We start from the raw sequence: 16,347 nt of genomic DNA, 5'->3' as shown, positions 1-16,347 counted from the left end.
TCATGCCTTCCTGGTGGCTTGCTCGACGAGCGCAGCGAACTCACGGGCGGCCGCGTCGAGGTCGAGCTCGGGGTTGAGTTCCAGCTGGCGGATGATGCCGTCGCGGATGGACAGGACGAACACGGCCATCAGCTGCGGGTCGAACGTCCGCAGTACGCCGCTCGCCTGACCGCGCCGGAGTACGTCGGCGAGCTGGGCCTGGTCGGATCGCGCGATCTCAGCGGTGTCCTGCTGGACCCGAACCAGGGCCGCCGCGTGGGCGCGATGGGTCTGCAGGAACGCGATGTTGGCTGTGACGAAGGCCTGGAGGACCTCGGCCGGCTCCGCGATGCCGGCGGTCCGCTCACGCACGAACGCGCTGAACGCCTCGAGGATCTGTCGTCCGACCTCGTCGATCAGCTCCTGCCGGTTCGCGAAGTGGTACGAGATCAGACCGGTGCTGCTCAGCGCCGCCCGCTCCGCGATCACCTTGAAGCTGGCCTGCGCCCCACTCTCGGCGATCACCTCGATCGCCGCCGCTACGATCTGACCCCTCCGCGCCTGCTCGGTAAGCGTTCGTTTTGCTCGCACAAGCAAACTCTAGCTCATCCAAGCAAATCGGCTCGCTTTCGCACCCGGCCGGCGGTCAGCAGACCCAGGAGAGCGACGAACGCGCCGGTGGTGATGATGGCGCCGAAGACCCACGGCCGCGGATCGTCGGAGTTGAAGGCGAGCAGCGTGCCGCTGATCGCCAGGGCGGTCGAGATGCTCATGGTCCCGGCCATCTGCGCCGCGCTGCTGTTCCGCCCGGAGTTGTTGTGGTCGGACAGATCCAGCGTCAGCACGGACAGGCTCGACGAACTCAAGCCCATCCCGATCCCGGCGAAGGCCCAGCCGATCAGCCCGAACCACGTGGTCGCACCCGTCCACGCCAGCAGCGACGTGACCAGCAGCCCGCCCGTCATGAACGCGAGCCCGGCCCGCAGGACGTTGACCCGCTGGATCGCGTGTTCCCGCCCCTGCAGCCAGGACCCGAAGGCCCAGCACACGCCCGTGATCGACAGCGTCACGCCGGCCCGCGACGGGCTGAAGTCGTGTTGCAACGTCAGCAGCAGCGGCAGGTACGCACCCACCCCGGCGAACGCGGCGCCACCAAGCCCGCGTACGGCGACCACCGCCGGGAAGCCGTGTCGGGCCACGAACGTCCCCTTCGGCATCACTCGTACGGCGGCCAGCCCGAGCGTCACCAACGCCACCGGAATCGCGATCCCGCCGATCACCGGGTGTGCCTCGAGTTGACCACCGGCGAGCGTCATCGAGAACAGTGCGACCGATGCGGCGAATGCCCACGGAAGCGCGGCCCGCCAGGCCTCCAACTCGGCCGCGTCCTCGGCGCTGCGCTCAGGCGCCGGGGTGTTCAGCGACTGGCGCATTGCGGGCCCGAGCAGCATCCAGCTCGGCACCAGCAGGATGACCGCACCGAGGAACACCCATCGCCATCCGAACTGCTCGGTCACCAGACCGGTCAGCACCGGGCCGATCACCGACGGCAGGATCCACATCGCCGCGAACAACGAGAACATCCGCGGCCGCAGTACTGCGGGCAGCGCCCGGGCGACCAGCACCATCAGCGAAACGTCGAGCAGCCCTTCGGCCAAGCCGCTCAGCAACCGCCCGGCCACGACCATCGGCATCCCCGTGGCGGTCCCGACCAGCAACTGCGCGAGGGTGAACGCGATCGCACCGACCCGCAGCGTCGGGATCGGGCCGCGCCGGTCGGACCACAGTCCGGCGATCGCGAGCGAGATGAGGTAGCTCGCGTTCGGGGCCGCGCTCGCCAGGCCGAAGCTGCCCAGCGCGTCGAACTCGCGCACCATCGTCGGCAACGCCGTACCCACGGCCCGATTCTCGAACGCGCTGAGCGTGACGAGACCGATCACGCCCAGCACGAGCGGCAGATGCGGACCACTGAACAGGCGAGGGCGTGTCACGCGCTCAGCGGTCGGGGTCATGGGGCCTCCCGGCCTGGACTGAGGAGCGGAGGGAGCGCAGCGACTGGAGCGACGAGGGAAGGCCGGGAGCCGAGGCCCAATGACCCGCCGGCGCCGAAGGCCCGGCCAAAAGTTCAGTCATGCCCGCTATGGTCGAAGTTCAAGTTAGGTTGAAGTCAAGACGACCTGTGGTCGGGTAGCCGGAAGACCAGGACGAGGACGCGGAGCACGAGGACCGCGGAGATCACCAGCAGGTTGTAGCCGAACAACTGGAACAGGCTCATCGAGTCGGTGACGTTCGGGCCGCCCGGCGTACCGAGCAGCAGGACGGCCATGATGCCGGCCGTCGCGCCGAGGACGGCCAGCAACGCCTGGTGGAGCAGGCCGGTGAAGTGCCGGCGATCGCGTTCGTCGGCGAACAACCGCACGTTCAGGCCGAGCCGGCCGCTCTCCGCCGCGGCCGCGAACCGGTCGATCCGCCGCGGCAGCCGGCGCAACATCGGCAACAACGTCGCCAGTTCTTCAGTCGCCGTACGGCGTAACGCGTCGGGGGCGAGCCGGTCGGTGACATGCGCCGCGGCGAACTGGCGTGACGCGGCGACCAGGTCGAACCCAGGCGAGATCCGCGTGATCGTGCCCTCGATCGTCGCCAGCGCACGGAAGACCGCGGCCACCTCCGGAGGTACGCCGAGGTCGTGTGACGTGATGATCCTGAACAGGTCGTTGAACATCGCCGGTCCCAGCGTCACGCCGGCGGCCAGATGGCGGGTCATGAACTGGCCGACGGCACGCTCCAGGGCGCGTTCGTCGATCACGTCAGGGCGGTAGACGATCTCCAGCAGCGCGTCGGTCGCCGCGACCGGGTCGCCGTGGTCGATCGCGAGCAGGAAGCGCTGCAACGCCTCCCGGGTGGCCGGGTCGAGCCGGCCGACCGAGCCGAGGTCGAGCATGCCGATCCGGCCGTCGGCCAGCAGCAGGAAGTTGCCGGGGTGCGGGTCGGCGTGGAAGACGCCGTCGATCGCGACCTGGCCGAGCAGGCAGTCGAACAGCGCCCGGCCGAGGCGGGCCGCGTCCAGGCCGCGGTCGGCGATCGCCTGCGCGGCGCCACCGAGGCCGATGCCGTCGAGTCGCTGCATGGTCAGCACCCGGCGGGTCGACTGGCCCGGGTACAGCTCGGGCACCACCAGATCATTGCTCGCAGCAACGGATCGGCCGGCCGCGACAGTGGTCATGTTGCCGGCCTCGACGGTGAAGTCGAGCTCTTCCCGCATCGCGTCCGCGAATCCGTCGGCGAGGGCGCGGACACCCATCGAGCGGCCCCAGTCGGTGTTGCGCTCGAGCAGCCGGGCGAGCCGGCTGACGATGTCGAGATCCCGGTCGACCACGCCGGCGATGCCGGGCCGCTGCACCTTGACCACGACTCTCGGACCATCAGGCAGGCGGGCGGTGTAGACCTGCGCGACCGAGGCGGCTGCGAGCGGTTCGGTGTCGAAGTCGGCGTACAGGTGGTGTGGTGACGCGCCGAGCTCCTCGGTGAGGACGAACTCGATCTCGGGCCAGGGCGCGGGCGAGACCTGGTCCTGCAGGCGACTCAGCTCCTCGGCGACGGACGCCGGGATGATGTCGCTGCGGGTGGACAGCACCTGGCCGAGCTTCACGAACGTGACGCCGGCCTCGTCGAGCGCGAGGCGCAGCGAACGGGCCAGTTCGGCCTGGCCGGCGGCGTTCTCGCGGCTGGGTCGGCGGCGGCCGCGCAGGTACGGGCCGAGGCCGTGCCTGATCGCGATCCGGAGGATCTGCAGGTAGCGCCGGGTGCGCGCGATCCGGCCGCTCAGGTCGCGGCGGAGATCGCGGGCCCGGGGCAACGATCCGGTCGGCACCAGGGCTTCGGACAGCACCAGGAAGACCAGGCCGGCCAGCATCGAACAGACCGCGGTCAACGCCAGGAAGGCGACCGCGGCGGCGTTGGACCCTTCGAACGGCAGCTTGCCGACCAGTGCGTTGGCGATCGGACTGAACACCGTGAGGGTGAGCGCGGCGCCCAGGGCCAGCCGGATCAGGCCGAAACGCACGCCCAGCAGGCGCTGCGAGAAGGGGACGAAGATCGCCATGAAGACCGCGATACTGAACAGCCCGGCGAGGAAGATGGCCATGACCGGAACAGTAGGTGCTCCATCGGCCAACCGGCTCACCCACGCGAGTGACCACCCCCGGGCCCGACCCCACCCACAACCCTCCAACTCCGGGGTGAACCCCGGAGTTGGAGGGTTGCCCTCTCGGATTCTCAGGGGGCAACCCACCGGGTGAGGGGTGGACCCCGGAGTTGGAGGGTTGTGCGGGAAGGGGTGGGCTGGGCAGCCAGGAGCCCCTGGCTCCGGGGTGGGGCCAGGGGCTCGTGGTAGTGGGATCAGGCGGGGCGGCGGCGGATCTTGTTGCCGAGCCAGACGATCGGGTCGTACTTGCGGTCCGCGACGCGCTCCTTCATCGGGATCAGCGCGTTGTCGGTGATCTTGATGTGCTCGGGGCACACCTCGGTGCAGCACTTGGTGATGTTGCAGAAGCCCAGGCCGTGCTGCTCCTGGGCCGCGTGCTGACGGTCGGCGGCGTCGAGCGGGTGCATGTCCAGCTCGGCGATCCGCATCAGGAAGCGCGGGCCCGAGAAGGACTCCTTGTTCTCCTCGTGATCGCGGATCACGTGGCAGGTGTCCTGGCACAGGAAGCACTCGATGCACTTGCGGAACTCCTGCGAGCGCTCGACGTCGACCTGCTGCATCCGGTACTCGCCCGGCTTCAGGTCGGCCGGCGGCGTGAACGCGGGGATCTCGCGGGCCTTCTGGTAGTTGAACGACACGTCGGTGACGAGGTCGCGGATCACCGGGAAGGTGCGCATCGGCGTGACCGTGACGACCTCGTCCTCGGCGAACGTGTTCATCCGGCACATGCACATCAGCTTCGGCATGCCGTTGATCTCGGCGCTGCAGGAGCCGCACTTGCCGGCCTTGCAGTTCCACCGGACCGCCATGTCCGGCGTCTGCGTCGCCTGCAACCGGTGGATGACGTCGAGGACGACCTCGCCCTCGTTCACCTCGACCTCGTAGTCCTTGAGCTCACCGCCCTCGGAGTCACCGCGCCAAACCCGGAACTTGCCCTTGTAGCTCATCGACGTCCTCGCTTCGCTCCGGGCGCCGATGAGGCACGAGACGCCCTGCGCTCTCTGATGCCCTCGCTTCGCTCGGTCATGTGGCCGGCAACTCCTCTTCGGTCAGGTACTTCTTCAGCTCGTCGAGTTCGAACAGTTCCAGCAGGTCCTCACGCATCGGGATCTGGTCCTTCTGGACCACGTTCACCCCGCCGTCGGCGTCGAGCGAGCAGACCAGGAGCAGCTTGCGCCAGTCGGCGTTCATGCCGGGGAAGTCGTCGCGGGTGTGACCGCCGCGGGACTCCTGCCGCTGCAGGGCCGCCTTCGCCACGCACTCCGACACGGTCAGCATGTTGCGCAGGTCGAGCGCCAGGTGCCAGCCCGGGTTGAACTGCCGGTGACCCTCCACCGTCATCTTCGCGATCCGGCCGCGGTAGTCGGCCAGCCGGCCGAGCGCCTGCTCCATCTCGTCCGCCTTGCGGATGATGCCGACCAGGTCGTTCATCGACTGCTGCAGTTCCTGGTGGATCGAGTACGGGTTCTCGCCCCCCTCGAGCTCGAACGGCGCCAGCGCCTCCGCGGCCGCCGCGTCGACGTCGTCCTCGGAGATCTTCGGCCGGCTGCCACCGAGCCGGTCGATGTACGTCGCCGCGCCCATGCCGGCCCGCCGCCCGAAGACGAGCAGGTCGGACAGCGAGTTGCCGCCCAGCCGGTTCGAACCGTGCATGCCGCCGGCGACCTCACCGGCCGCGAACAGACCGGGTACGACGGACTGCGCGGTGTCCGGGTCGACCTCGACGCCACCCATCACGTAGTGACAGGTCGGACCGACCTCCATCGGCTCGGCCGTGATGTCGACGTCGGCCAGCTCCTTGAACTGGTGGTGCATCGACGGCAGCCGGCGCTTGATCTCCTCGGCCGGGAGCCGCGACGACACGTCCAGGAACACACCGCCGTGCGGCGTACCCCGGCCGGCCTTCACCTCGGAGTTGATCGCCCGCGCGACCTCGTCCCGCGGCAGCAGCTCCGGTGGGCGCCGGTTGTTGTCGGCGTCCTTGTACCAGCGGTCGGCCTCTTCCTCGGTCTCCGCGTACTGCGCCCGGAACACATCGGGCACGTACTCGAACATGAACCGCTTGCCCTCGGAGTTCTTCAGGACGCCGCCGTCACCGCGGACCGACTCGGTGACCAGGATGCCCTTCACCGACGGCGGCCAGACCATGCCGGTCGGGTGGAACTGGATGAACTCCATGTTGATGAGGGTCGCGCCGGCCCGCATCGCGAGGGCGTGGCCGTCACCGGTGTACTCCCATGAGTTCGAGGTGACCTTGAACGACTTGCCGACGCCGCCGGTGGCCAGGATGACCGCGGGCGCGTCGAACAGGATGAACCGGCCGGACTCGCGCCAGTACCCGAAGGCGCCGGAGATCGCCTCGCCGTCCTTCAGGAGCTCGGTGACCGTGCACTCGGCGTACACCTTGAGGTTGGCCTCGTAGTCGCCGGTCGCCTGGAAGTCCTCCTGCTGCAGCGAGACGATCTTCTGCTGCAGGGTGCGGATCAGTTCCAGACCCGTCCGGTCGCCGACGTGCGCGAGCCGCGGGTAGGTGTGGCCGCCGAAGTTGCGCTGGCTGATCCGGCCGTCGGGCGTCCGGTCGAACAGCGCGCCGTACGACTCCAGCTCCCAGACCCGGTCGGGGGCTTCCTGCGCGTGCAGTTCGGCCATCCGCCAGTTGTTCAGGAACTTGCCGCCGCGCATGGTGTCGCGGTAGTGGACCTGCCAGCTGTCGTTGGAGTTCGCGTTGCCCATCGCGGCCGCGCAGCCACCCTCGGCCATCACGGTGTGCGCCTTGCCGAACAGGGACTTGCAGATGATCGCGGTGCGCTTGCCCTGCTCGCGAGCCTCGATCGCCGCGCGTAGGCCGGCGCCGCCGGCCCCGATCACGACGACGTCGTAGGAGTGTCGTTCCAGCTCAGTCATGTGAGAAGAGATCCTGTATCAGTTGAAGAAGCGCAGATCGGAGAACCAGTCGGCCGACAGTCCCATGATGTAGGCATCGGTGAGGATCACGGTGAACAGCGACGTCATCGCGAACGTGCCGTGCTTGGGGTTCAGCTTGGACACGAAGGTCCAGTACCGGTAGCGCAGCGGGTGCTTGGAGAAGTTCTTCAGCCGGCCGCCGACGATGTGCCGGCAGGCGTGGCAGGACAGCGTGTAGAACCAGAGCATCACCAGGTTGACCCAGATGATCACCGTGCCCAGGCCGATACCGAAGCCACCGTCCTTGCCGTGGAAGGCCTGGATGCCGTCGTACACGTTGAGCAGGCCGAAGACCAGCGCGCCGTAGAAGAAGTACCGGTGCAGGTTCAGGGTGATCAGCGGGAACTTGGTCTCACCGGTGTACTTCTTGTGCGGCTCCGGGACCGCGCACGCGGCCGGTGCGAAGAACAGCGACCGGTAGCCCGCTTTGCGGTAGTAGTAGCAGGTGCCGCGGAAGCCGGCCAGCACCACGAAGGTGATGAGGCTCAAGGGCAGCCAGCGCGGGAATCCGCCGAACCAGGTGCCGAGGTGGCTGGAGCCTTCGACACACGAGCTGCTCAGGCAGGGCGAGTACAGCGGGGTGAGGTAGTGGAAATCGTCGACCCAGTACCACTTGCCCATGAAGATCCGGATCGTCGCGTAGACGATGAAGAAGAGCAGGATCACCCCGATCCGCAGTGGCGCCAGCCACCAGCGGTCGGTTCGTAGTGTCTTCTGCCCGATCTGTGCGCGACCGGGAGCGCTTACACCCGTGGCCATCAGAATCGTCCTCGCTTCGCTGCGGGCGATTCTGCTGTCCGAAGGCCACTCTGTTTATTGGTTCTCTCGCTGCGCTCACTCACGGGGCGTGCCTGTCAGGCGCGCCGAAGCCTTCATGCTCCGCGTCGGTCCACATGGACGCGTCATACTCCACGTCGGGAATCTCCTCGAGTTCCTCCGGAACGGGTCCGGGTCTGTGCCGGGGGTCGGGCGGGCCGAGCTCGGCCAGATCGTCGTTCAGCCGAGCCACATCGGACACCAGGCGGCGGATGCCGAGGGTGTCACCGTACTCCTGGCTGAGTTTGCCCACGGCATCATGTAGGCCCTCGAGCGCGCGGACGACTGCGGCAACGCCGCTGTTGCCTTCACCCATGCCGACTCCAGTGATGGTCATGTAGCTGTCAGTATGGGCACACTTTGCCTCTGCCAGGCGTCCAACGGAAGACCCCTCGGTACGGCGTGTTTCCAGTTAGGGTCACCTCAGTTGCGACCGTGCCGACGGGTGGAGTAATGGAACGAATCCGGCCTGCAGCACAACGAGATTCGCCGGTGGGGTGAGCACCTCGACCTCGCGCAGTCCGGGTGGCCGGTGGGGTTCGCCGTACCCGCCCCAGGACCAGGGCAGGACCTGGTGGTCGAGGACGAGGGCGGGGCGGCCGTCGAGCCGGATCATCGCTCCGTCCGGGAGGCCGGCGAGGTCCTGGACGGTGGTGCGTTGCTGCCGGGTGCGTGGGACGACGCGCTCGCTGTGGAGCTGGACATCCATCGCGGGGGCGCGGGCCCGTTCGTCGAGACCGCGGCCCCTGGCCCAGGCGCCGGCGTACAGCAGGAAATCCCTGCGGCGGCAGTAATGGCAGGGGCGATGACCGGCGGCGAGGGCAACGGCCTCGTCGAAGAAGAACAGCGCGGTCCAGCGCCCGGGCGGCATCGGATCGCGCTGAACGCCCTTCCAGTCAAGGACGCAGCAGATCCACGCCTTCGAGCGCCAGCGGGTGGTGCCCAGGCGGCGATCCGGGCCGTGCAGGCTGCCGCGGTTGCCCATCAGCAGGCCGCGGCCGGGGTCGGCCACGATCTCCTGCGTGGGGAGAACCCTGTTCTGCAACGGCATGCGGCTCATCCTGCCAACGGTGACCGACAATGTCTGGCAGAGTCGCGACAGTGCAGATTGTGGTGGGAGTGGCTGTCGTGCGCGATGGTCTGGTGCTGGCGGCGTACCGGCCGGGGCCTGACGGGGGCTGGGAGTTCCCGGGCGGGAAGGTCGAGCCGGGGGAGACCGACGAGCAGGCGGCGGTCCGGGAGATCCGTGAAGAACTCGACCTGGAGATCAAGGTCGGGGCGTCGCTCGGGCCGGCCGTCGACATCTCCGCGGCCTATCGGCTGCACGTCTACCTGGCGTCGATCGTCGACGGCGAACCGGTACTGCGGGAGCACGCCGAGCTCCGGTGGTTCGGCGCGGCGGAGCTGGACGAAATGGACTGGCTGGTGCCGGATCGGCCGTTCGTCCGAGAACTTCGGACCCGGCTCTGAGTGGCGGAAGTCACATCGATGGAGGAGCTCACTCCGGGGAACTGTATGGGTGGTTTGTATGGGTTGTACCTGGTAACTGGATTAGACCACCGAGACAATCCTTCCCTGAAGCTCTTGGGGAGGAGTGAAGTATGTCGGTGTTTCCGGCCGTTACCGCGGTGCGAAGAGAAGACTTCGCACCGCAGGTGGTGTGCGAGGTCTACGAACTGGGGTCGCGGCGCCGGACCCCGGTCGCGGTCGGCGAGCTGACCAGCCGTCAGGTGGCGATCGGCCGGATGATGTCGACGGGGGCCAAGGACGCCGCGATCGCGCGCGACCTCGGGTTGTCGCTGCGCACCGTGCGCTCGGAGATCAGCGCCCTGATCGCAGGCCTCGGCGCCAAGTCCCGCTTCCAGGCCGGCTGCCTCCTGGTCCGCCGCTTCGGCTGACCGGGAGGCTCGTCGCAGGCCTTCGCGGGTGAGCCCGGAGAACTGTCCGAGGCCCGACGTAGGCTTTCGCCATGGTTGAGCTTGCTGAGCGCCGGCTGCTGCTGGTGCACGCCCACCCGGACGACGAGACGATCAACAACGGCGTGACGATGGCGCGCTATGTGGCCGAGGGAGCCCAGGTCACGCTCATCACCTGCACGCTCGGCGAGGAAGGTGAGGTGCTCGTCCCCGAGCTCACCCACCTGGCCGCCGACCAGACCGACCAGCTCGGCGAGCACCGGATCGGCGAGCTCGCCGCCGCGATGGCCGAGCTCGGGGTCACCGACCACCGCTTCCTCGGTGGCGCGGGCAAGTACCGCGACACGGGGATGATCTATAACGACGACGGCAATGCGGACGTCCCACCGGAGACCCGGAAGGACAGCTTCTGGCAGGCCGACCTGCTCACCGCGGCCGACGACCTGATCCCGGTCATCCGCGAGGTCCGGCCGCAGGTGCTGGTGACCTACGACCAGTACGGCAACTACGGCCATCCCGACCACATCAAGGCTCACCGCGTCGCGACGTACGCCGCTGCCCTGGCGGGTGCCCGGTCGTATCGCGAAGACCTGGGCGAGGCCTGGGACATCCAGAAGATCTACTGGACGGCGATGGCGGAGTCCCGGATGCGGTCGCAGCTGCGCGAGTTGCGCGACTCCGGCGACCTGACGACGTTCGAGGGGATGGACCCGGACGGTCCGCTCGGCCCGTTCGTCACGCCGGACCGGTTCATCGACTGTGTGATCGAGGGCGACGACCACCTGGATCGCAAGATGAACGCGATGAAGGCGCACGCCACCCAGATCACCGTCGACGGACCGTTCTTCGCCCTGTCGAACAACAACGGCAACCAGATCTGGGGCTCGGAGCCGTATCGCCTGGTCAAGGGCACGGCTGCGCCCGGTCCGGACGGTCTGGAGCACGATCTGTTCGCCGGTCTGTAGCCAGAGGTGACCGTTCCCACATGCTCGGTTGAGGCATCAACCTTGCAGCGGGCATAACCTGCTGGAGTGTCCTCGACCGAGCCGAGCGGGAGTGTGGCGCCCGCGGAGTTCCGTGCGGCGCTGGGACGGTTCGCGTCCGGGATCACGATCATGAGCACGCTGCAGGACGGTGTGGCGCACGCGATGACCGCGAACGCGTTCACCTCGTTGTCGCTGGATCCGCCGCTGGTGCTCGTCTGCGTCGACAAGGGTGTCCGGATGCACGCCGCCGTACTGGACTGTGGCTACTGGGCGATCTCGGTCCTGGCCGGGGACCAGCGGTCGATCGCGGACCGCTTCGCCCGGTCGGGGCGCGACCTCTACAGCCAGTTCGACGGCATCGGTACGGCGGCCGGCCCGAAGACCGGGTGTTCGCTGATCGCCGGCGCACTGTCGTGGCTCGAGTGCCGGACCTGGGCGACGTACGACGGGGGCGACCACACGATCGTGGTCGGCGAGGTGCTCAGCCTCGGGCTGGGCGAGCCGGCCGATCCCAGCGCGCTGATCTACTACTCCAGTCACTACCGGGATTTGCCCAACGCCTGAGCGTGATCGTTGGGCCATATCGGAGCAACCCGGGCCTGCCCCATCGGCGAGAGGGGCCTGCCCCGTCCCGTAGGATGTGCCCTTGTGCCCCGGGCCGTGCCCGTCTGGTGCAGCCTGTCCATGGCTTCGAGCAGGAGGACTCTTTCCGGTGGGGAGAAAGCAGCTCGCGGGGATCATTGCCGCCGCGGCGCTTGGTGTGCTCGTGGTGGGATACGGCGCGGCGTTCGCGTTCGCCGGCGACAAGATCCCCGGTGACACCACCGTTCTCGGAGTACCGGTCGGTGGTCTGTCCCAGAAGGACGCCAAGGCGAAGCTGGAGGCCGGTCTCAAGGACCAGATCGCGCAGCCGATCGCGCTGAAGGCGGGCGAGTCCAAGTTCGAGGTCAACCCGGCAGACGCCGGCCTGTCCGTGGACCTGGACGCCACCGTGGCCGCCGCGGGCGCGGGCCGCAGCCTGGCCCCGGGCCGGATCTGGCACGGCCTGACCGGCGGCGGCGCGATCAAGCCCGTCGTCACCAGGGACGACGCGAAGCTGAAGACGGCCGTCGAGAAGCTCGCCACCCAGGTGAACCGGTCGGCGACCGAAGGCACCATCACGTTCGACGGCACGAAGCCGGTCACCCACGCGCCGGCCGACGGTCTGCAGCTGGACAACGCGAAGGCCGAGGACGCGGTGGCCAAGGCCTACCCGGCCGACGGCGAACCCAAGGACCTCCCGGTCGGCGTGACCAAGCCGAAGGCCGGTTCCGAGGCCATCGACAAGGCGCTGAAAGACTACGCCGAGCCGGCGATGTCCGGTCCGGTCCGGCTCACCGTCGGATCCAATGCGGTCGAGCTGCTTCCGGCCGAGATCGCGCCGGCGCTGACGCTGACCGCGAAGGACGGTGACGTCACCCCGACGCTGGACGCGAAGAAGCTGGAGCCGTTGTTCCAGAAGCGGTTCAAGGCACTGGAGACGTTGCCGAAGGACGCGACCGTGCAGATCGTCGGCAACGGGCCGAAGGTCATCCCGGCCGTCGACGGCATGGTGGTCGACCGCACCAAGGTGGTGCCGGCGATCCTGGCGATCCTGCCCAAGCCGACCGGCGAGCGCCGGGCCGTGGTGGGTCTCGCGCACACCCCGGCGAAGCTGACCACCGAGCAGGCGGCCGCGCTGGGGATCACGGAGAAGATGGGCGATTTCACCACCCAGTTCCCGCACGCGCCGTACCGCAACACCAACATCGGCACCGCGGCGGCCAAGATCAACGGCACGCTGCTGAAGCCGGGCGAGACGTTCAGCCTGAACAAGATCGTCGGCGAGCGGACCAAGGAGAACGGCTTCACCGAGGGCAACATCATCAGCGGCGGGAAGTTCGTGCTGGACCTCGGCGGCGGGGTCTCGCAGTCGGCGACGACCACCTTCAACGCGGCCTTCTTCGCCGGGCTGAAGATCCTCGAGCACAAGGCGCACAGCGTCTACATCAGCCGCTACCCGGTCGGCCGTGAGGCGACCGTGGCGTGGCCGTCGGTCGACCTGAAGTTCCTCAACGACTCGGGCAAGGGCGTCCTGGTCCAGACGATCTTCAAGGCGTCGACGCCGGGCCACCAGGGCAGTATCCGGGTGGTCATCTGGGGCACCAAGACCTGGGACATCACCGCGGGGCAGTCGGCGAAGAGCAATCCCCGTCAGCCGGCGGTCGTCTACAACACCGCGGCGGACTGCCGGGTCCAGGCGCCTACTCCTGGCTTCGACATCACCGTCTACCGCTACTTCGCGAAGAACGGCACCCGGGTGAAGACCGAGTCCTTCACCACGAAGTACAACGCCGCCGACGACATCCGCTGCGGCCCCAAACCCGGCACCACCCCGCCCCCACCGCCCGGCAACACGCCACCCGGCCTCGGCAAGCCCAGCACCAGCACCACCACCCGCCCACCCAGCTGACCGCCCCCGCCGAGCCAGCTGACCGCGGCCCGCCCACCCGGCTGACCGGCCCCGCCGAGCCAGCTGACCGCCCACCCAGCTGACCGGCCGCGCCTCAGCTAATCGCCGCCCGCCCACCCAGCTGACCACCATCCGCCGAGCCAGCCCGGCGCCAGGGCATTTGAGCCGGGGATAACCCCTCAAGGTGTCCCTTCTCCCCTCGAATCACGAGGGGAGAAGGGACCATCTGAGGGGTTATCCGACTCTCTTGTCGTTGCCGTGGGTCGCCGGACCCGCCACTTTGTGCGCCGAGGAGGCACCGAGCCGCCGCCGCTGTGACGCTTCGCTGGTGCACAGAGTCGGGCGGTACGACACCCACCACCGTCCGGCGCCGTATCGCGGCCGGGGACGACTGGCGGCGTACGGCGGCCGAAGACTGTGGACAGGAGTGGTGCCGGGGACAAGGTGTTGGGGCCTGGGACAGGTTGTGAGGTGTTGCAAGTCCCGAGATGGTGTCCGCGGCCCCGCCCGCCCGCCGGTCGGGCTACGGCGGCCGGAGGACTTCAGGCGGGAGCGGGGACCTGGGACGAGGTGTCGGGGCCTGGGACAGGTTGTGAGGTGCTGCAAGTCCCGCGATGGTGTCCGCGGCCCCGCCCGCCCGCCGGTCGGGCTACGGCGGCCGGAGGACTTCAGGCGGGAGCGGGGACCTGGGACGAGGTGTCGGGGCCTGGGACAGGTTGTGAGGTGTTGCAAGTCCCGCGATGGTGTCCGCGGCCCCGCCCGCCGGTCGGGCTACGGCGGCCGGGAGACTTCAGGCAGGAGCGGGGACCTGGGACAAGGTGTCGGGACCTGGGACGAGGTGTCGGGGCCTGGGACAGGTTGTGAGGTGTTGCAAGTCCCGCGATGGTGTCCGCGGCCCCGCCCGCCGGTCGGGGTACGGCGGGGGACTTCAGGGAGGACCGGGGACCTGGGACAAGGTGTCGGGGCCTGGGACAGGCTGGGAGGTGTTCGAGGTCCCGACGGGGTGTCCGCGCCCCCGCCAGCCAGCCAGGCGGCAGTTGAAGGGTGGACCGGATGCCGTGCGCGTGCTGGGTTGTCTGGTTCTGTGCGACGGGTGGGCGCCACTCGTGGGGATGTCCGCTGAAATGACCCTGGCTCAGCTGCGGTGGATCTGGTGGAGCTCGGCGGCTACCTGGTTGAAGAGGTCTTCGCCGATGGCGGCGCCCTCGCGGCGGACGTGACCTGGGTCGATCCGGAGGACCCGGTCGAGCCGGACCTCGCTGCGGCGGCCTTCCTTGTCCCAGGCGCCGCTGCCGATGTCCATCCAGATCCGCCCCCAGCGTGCCTCGTCGGCGGCGTCGCGATCGTGGTCCTTGCTGGTCAGGATCAGCGCCAGCAACCACGGTCCGTCCGATCCGACCACCAGCACGGGCCGGTCCTTCCCGCGGGCGAAGTCCTCCTCGAACGGCACCCACGTCCAGACGATCTCGCCCGGATCCGCCACCCCGTCATCCGGGTGCGGCGTGTACTCGACGTGCACCGTCCCCTCGAAGTCCCCGGCGTACTCCGGCCGCTCCACCACGTGATCCGCCATGCCACCCGAGGTTAGCGCCCTCACATCTCAGCGCCCTCACACCGTTCCAACTCCGTGGAAAACACCGTGCACGTGGAAACCCGACCAGCCAACCGGGCCGCGATCCTGACCGTCCTGCTCACCGGGCAGTTCATGGCGAACATCGACACCGCGGTCGCGAACATCGCCGGCCCGTCGATCGGCGCGGATCTGCACGCCTCCGCGGGCGCGGTGGGTCTGGTCGTCTCCGGGTACGTCGTCGCCTTCGCCGTACTGCTGATCACCGGCGCCCGCCTCGGCTCGTCGCTCGGCTACCGGACGACGTTCCTGCTCGGCCTGACCGTGTTCACCGCGGCCTCGCTGGCGTGCGGCCTCGCTCCGAACATCGTCACCCTCGTCGTCGCCCGCTTCGTCCAGGGCGCCGGGGCCGCGCTGATGGTCCCGCAGGTGCTCAGCGGCATCCAGTTGCACTTCCAGGGCCGGGACCGGCTGAAGGCTCTCGGCTACTTCTCGATCGCCCTCTCCGGTGGCGCAGTCGCCGGGCAGGTGCTCGGCGGCGTCCTGATCGCGGCCGACCTCTTCGGCACCGGCTGGCGCCCGATCTTCCTGGTCAACGTCCCGATCGGCATCGCACTCGCTGTCGCCGCCCGCCGGGTGCTTCCCGCCGACCCCGACGGCCATCGCGATCGCCTGGACCTGCTCGGCGTACTCACCTTGTCCACAACGGTTCTGCTCGTGATCGTCCCGCTCCTGCTGGGCTCCGAGCGCGGCTGGCCGACCTGGTCCTGGCTTTGCCTGGTCCTGAGCCTCCCGGCCCTGGCGTTCTTCGAGTACGGCGAACGCCGTACAGCGGCACGTGGTGGTCGCCCACTGATCGCCCGACAGGTCCTCCGCAACTCGTCCGTCCGGGCCGGTCTGCTCGCTCACGGCTGCACGTCGGGCACGTACTTCGCCCTGCTCTTCGTGCTCGCCCTCTACCTGCAGGACGGCCTTCACAAGGGCCCTGCGTACTCAGGCTTCGCCATGGTCGTCTGGGTCGCCGCCTTCGGTCTGGCCGGGCCTATCCTCCCCAGACTGCGCAGGGGAGTGCGGTGGATGCCGGTCATCGGCTGCCTCATCCTGGCGGTCGGCTATCTGTCCGTGCTGGCCTATCTGCTGCTGGGCGGCCGTAGTGGGCCACTCCTCTTCGCACTGCTCGGCGTCGGCGGCCTGGGCCTGGGGATCAGCTCCAACACCCTCATCGGTGCGATCACCTCGAGCACGACCCCGCAGTACGCCGCTGACCTGTCCGGGGTGGTCGCCACCAACGCACAGCTCGCCGGCACACTTGGCGTCGCTCTCGCCGGCTCCACGTACGCCGCGTTGGCTACTGACCCCACCGCGCGTTGGGCGTCGTACTGGCTGGGCTGATCGTGCTGACGCTTGTAGGGGCCGGTGCG

15 protein-coding genes are annotated in these 16,347 nt (G+C 68.8%); 6 read left to right on the top strand and 9 right to left on the bottom strand.

What is annotated here, in order from left to right; translation table 11 throughout:
• The 8 genes from OG558_RS02265 to OG558_RS02230 form a co-directional block, all read right to left on the bottom strand.
• Positions 1-570, bottom strand: a complete 570-nt coding sequence (locus OG558_RS02265) for a TetR family transcriptional regulator (protein ID WP_405068712.1) — start codon at positions 568-570, stop codon at positions 1-3.
• A 14-nt stretch (positions 571-584) separates the two neighbouring features.
• Positions 585-1,991, bottom strand: coding sequence for an MFS transporter (locus tag OG558_RS02260; protein ID WP_405068711.1), 1,407 nt, complete (start codon positions 1,989-1,991; stop codon positions 585-587).
• Between the two features lie 155 nt (positions 1,992-2,146).
• Complete coding sequence (locus OG558_RS02255) at positions 2,147-4,123, bottom strand: ABC1 kinase family protein (protein WP_405068710.1); 1,977 nt, start codon at positions 4,121-4,123, stop codon at positions 2,147-2,149.
• Positions 4,124-4,377: 254 nt separating this feature from the next.
• On the bottom strand, positions 4,378-5,130 hold the full coding sequence (locus OG558_RS02250; protein ID WP_328526814.1) for a succinate dehydrogenase/fumarate reductase iron-sulfur subunit: 753 nt from the start codon (positions 5,128-5,130) through the stop codon (positions 4,378-4,380).
• Between the two features lie 76 nt (positions 5,131-5,206).
• The gene (locus tag OG558_RS02245; RefSeq protein ID WP_329481267.1) at positions 5,207-7,087 is read right to left on the bottom strand and encodes a fumarate reductase/succinate dehydrogenase flavoprotein subunit; all 1,881 of its coding nucleotides are present in this window, start codon (positions 7,085-7,087) and stop codon (positions 5,207-5,209) included.
• Positions 7,088-7,105: 18 nt separating this feature from the next.
• Positions 7,106-7,906 carry a hypothetical protein gene (locus OG558_RS02240; protein ID WP_405068709.1) on the bottom strand — a complete coding sequence of 267 codons (801 nt, stop codon included), beginning with the start codon at positions 7,904-7,906 and terminating at the stop codon, positions 7,106-7,108.
• Between the two features lie 79 nt (positions 7,907-7,985).
• Positions 7,986-8,300, bottom strand: coding sequence for a hypothetical protein (locus OG558_RS02235; protein WP_328526817.1), 315 nt, complete (start codon positions 8,298-8,300; stop codon positions 7,986-7,988).
• 81 nt (positions 8,301-8,381) lie between these two features.
• Positions 8,382-9,014 carry a hypothetical protein gene (locus tag OG558_RS02230; protein ID WP_405068707.1) on the bottom strand — a complete coding sequence of 211 codons (633 nt, stop codon included), beginning with the start codon at positions 9,012-9,014 and terminating at the stop codon, positions 8,382-8,384.
• A gap of 50 nt (positions 9,015-9,064) precedes the next feature.
• Between OG558_RS02230 and OG558_RS02225 the strand changes: the two genes are divergently transcribed.
• From OG558_RS02225 to OG558_RS02205, 5 genes are all read left to right on the top strand, one after another.
• Positions 9,065-9,433, top strand: coding sequence for a (deoxy)nucleoside triphosphate pyrophosphohydrolase (locus OG558_RS02225; protein WP_405068706.1), 369 nt, complete (start codon positions 9,065-9,067; stop codon positions 9,431-9,433).
• Positions 9,434-9,564: 131 nt separating this feature from the next.
• Positions 9,565-9,861, top strand: coding sequence for a LuxR C-terminal-related transcriptional regulator (locus tag OG558_RS02220; protein WP_405068705.1), 297 nt, complete (start codon positions 9,565-9,567; stop codon positions 9,859-9,861).
• 71 nt (positions 9,862-9,932) lie between these two features.
• The gene (gene mshB / locus OG558_RS02215) at positions 9,933-10,844 is read left to right on the top strand and encodes an N-acetyl-1-D-myo-inositol-2-amino-2-deoxy-alpha-D-glucopyranoside deacetylase (RefSeq protein WP_405068704.1); all 912 of its coding nucleotides are present in this window, start codon (positions 9,933-9,935) and stop codon (positions 10,842-10,844) included.
• 66 nt (positions 10,845-10,910) lie between these two features.
• Positions 10,911-11,429 carry a flavin reductase family protein gene (locus tag OG558_RS02210; RefSeq protein WP_405068703.1) on the top strand — a complete coding sequence of 173 codons (519 nt, stop codon included), beginning with the start codon at positions 10,911-10,913 and terminating at the stop codon, positions 11,427-11,429.
• 148 nt (positions 11,430-11,577) lie between these two features.
• Entirely contained in the window at positions 11,578-13,356 is a 1,779-nt protein-coding gene (locus tag OG558_RS02205; RefSeq protein WP_405068702.1) for a VanW family protein, read from the top strand.
• Positions 13,357-14,491: 1,135 nt separating this feature from the next.
• On the opposite strand, the gene OG558_RS02200 is transcribed toward OG558_RS02205, so the two are convergent.
• Entirely contained in the window at positions 14,492-14,929 is a 438-nt protein-coding gene (locus OG558_RS02200; RefSeq protein WP_329481250.1) for a type II toxin-antitoxin system PemK/MazF family toxin, read from the bottom strand.
• Between the two features lie 72 nt (positions 14,930-15,001).
• Here OG558_RS02200 and OG558_RS02195 point away from each other — a divergent pair, with 72 nt between their 5' ends.
• The gene (locus OG558_RS02195) at positions 15,002-16,318 is read left to right on the top strand and encodes an MFS transporter (protein ID WP_405068701.1); all 1,317 of its coding nucleotides are present in this window, start codon (positions 15,002-15,004) and stop codon (positions 16,316-16,318) included.
• Positions 16,319-16,347: the final 29 nt, after the last annotated feature.

It is taken from the genome of Kribbella sp. NBC_01510 (genome assembly GCF_045040325.1).
Classification (GTDB): domain Bacteria; phylum Actinomycetota; class Actinomycetes; order Propionibacteriales; family Kribbellaceae; genus Kribbella.
The sequence above is the reverse complement of the archived record's forward strand: the minus strand, read 5'-3'. Positions and strand labels throughout refer to the sequence as shown.

Bases quoted from the DNA above. Each gene is read 5' to 3' on its own strand.
- OG558_RS02260 (WP_405068711.1), bottom strand. From the start codon at position 1,991: ATGACCCCGACCGCTGAGCGCGTGACACGCCCTCGCCTGTTCAGTGGT.
- OG558_RS02255 (WP_405068710.1), bottom strand. From the start codon at position 4,123: ATGGCCATCTTCCTCGCCGGGCTGTTCAGTATCGCGGTCTTCATGGCG.
- OG558_RS02250 (WP_328526814.1), bottom strand. From the start codon at position 5,130: ATGAGCTACAAGGGCAAGTTCCGGGTTTGGCGCGGTGACTCCGAGGGC.
- OG558_RS02245 (WP_329481267.1), bottom strand. From the start codon at position 7,087: ATGACTGAGCTGGAACGACACTCCTACGACGTCGTCGTGATCGGGGCC.
- OG558_RS02240 (WP_405068709.1), bottom strand. From the start codon at position 7,906: ATGGCCACGGGTGTAAGCGCTCCCGGTCGCGCACAGATCGGGCAGAAG.
- OG558_RS02235 (WP_328526817.1), bottom strand. From the start codon at position 8,300: ATGACCATCACTGGAGTCGGCATGGGTGAAGGCAACAGCGGCGTTGCC.
- OG558_RS02230 (WP_405068707.1), bottom strand. From the start codon at position 9,014: ATGCCGTTGCAGAACAGGGTTCTCCCCACGCAGGAGATCGTGGCCGAC.
- OG558_RS02220 (WP_405068705.1), top strand. From the start codon at position 9,565: ATGTCGGTGTTTCCGGCCGTTACCGCGGTGCGAAGAGAAGACTTCGCA.
- mshB (WP_405068704.1), top strand. From the start codon at position 9,933: ATGGTTGAGCTTGCTGAGCGCCGGCTGCTGCTGGTGCACGCCCACCCG.
- OG558_RS02200 (WP_329481250.1), bottom strand. From the start codon at position 14,929: ATGGCGGATCACGTGGTGGAGCGGCCGGAGTACGCCGGGGACTTCGAG.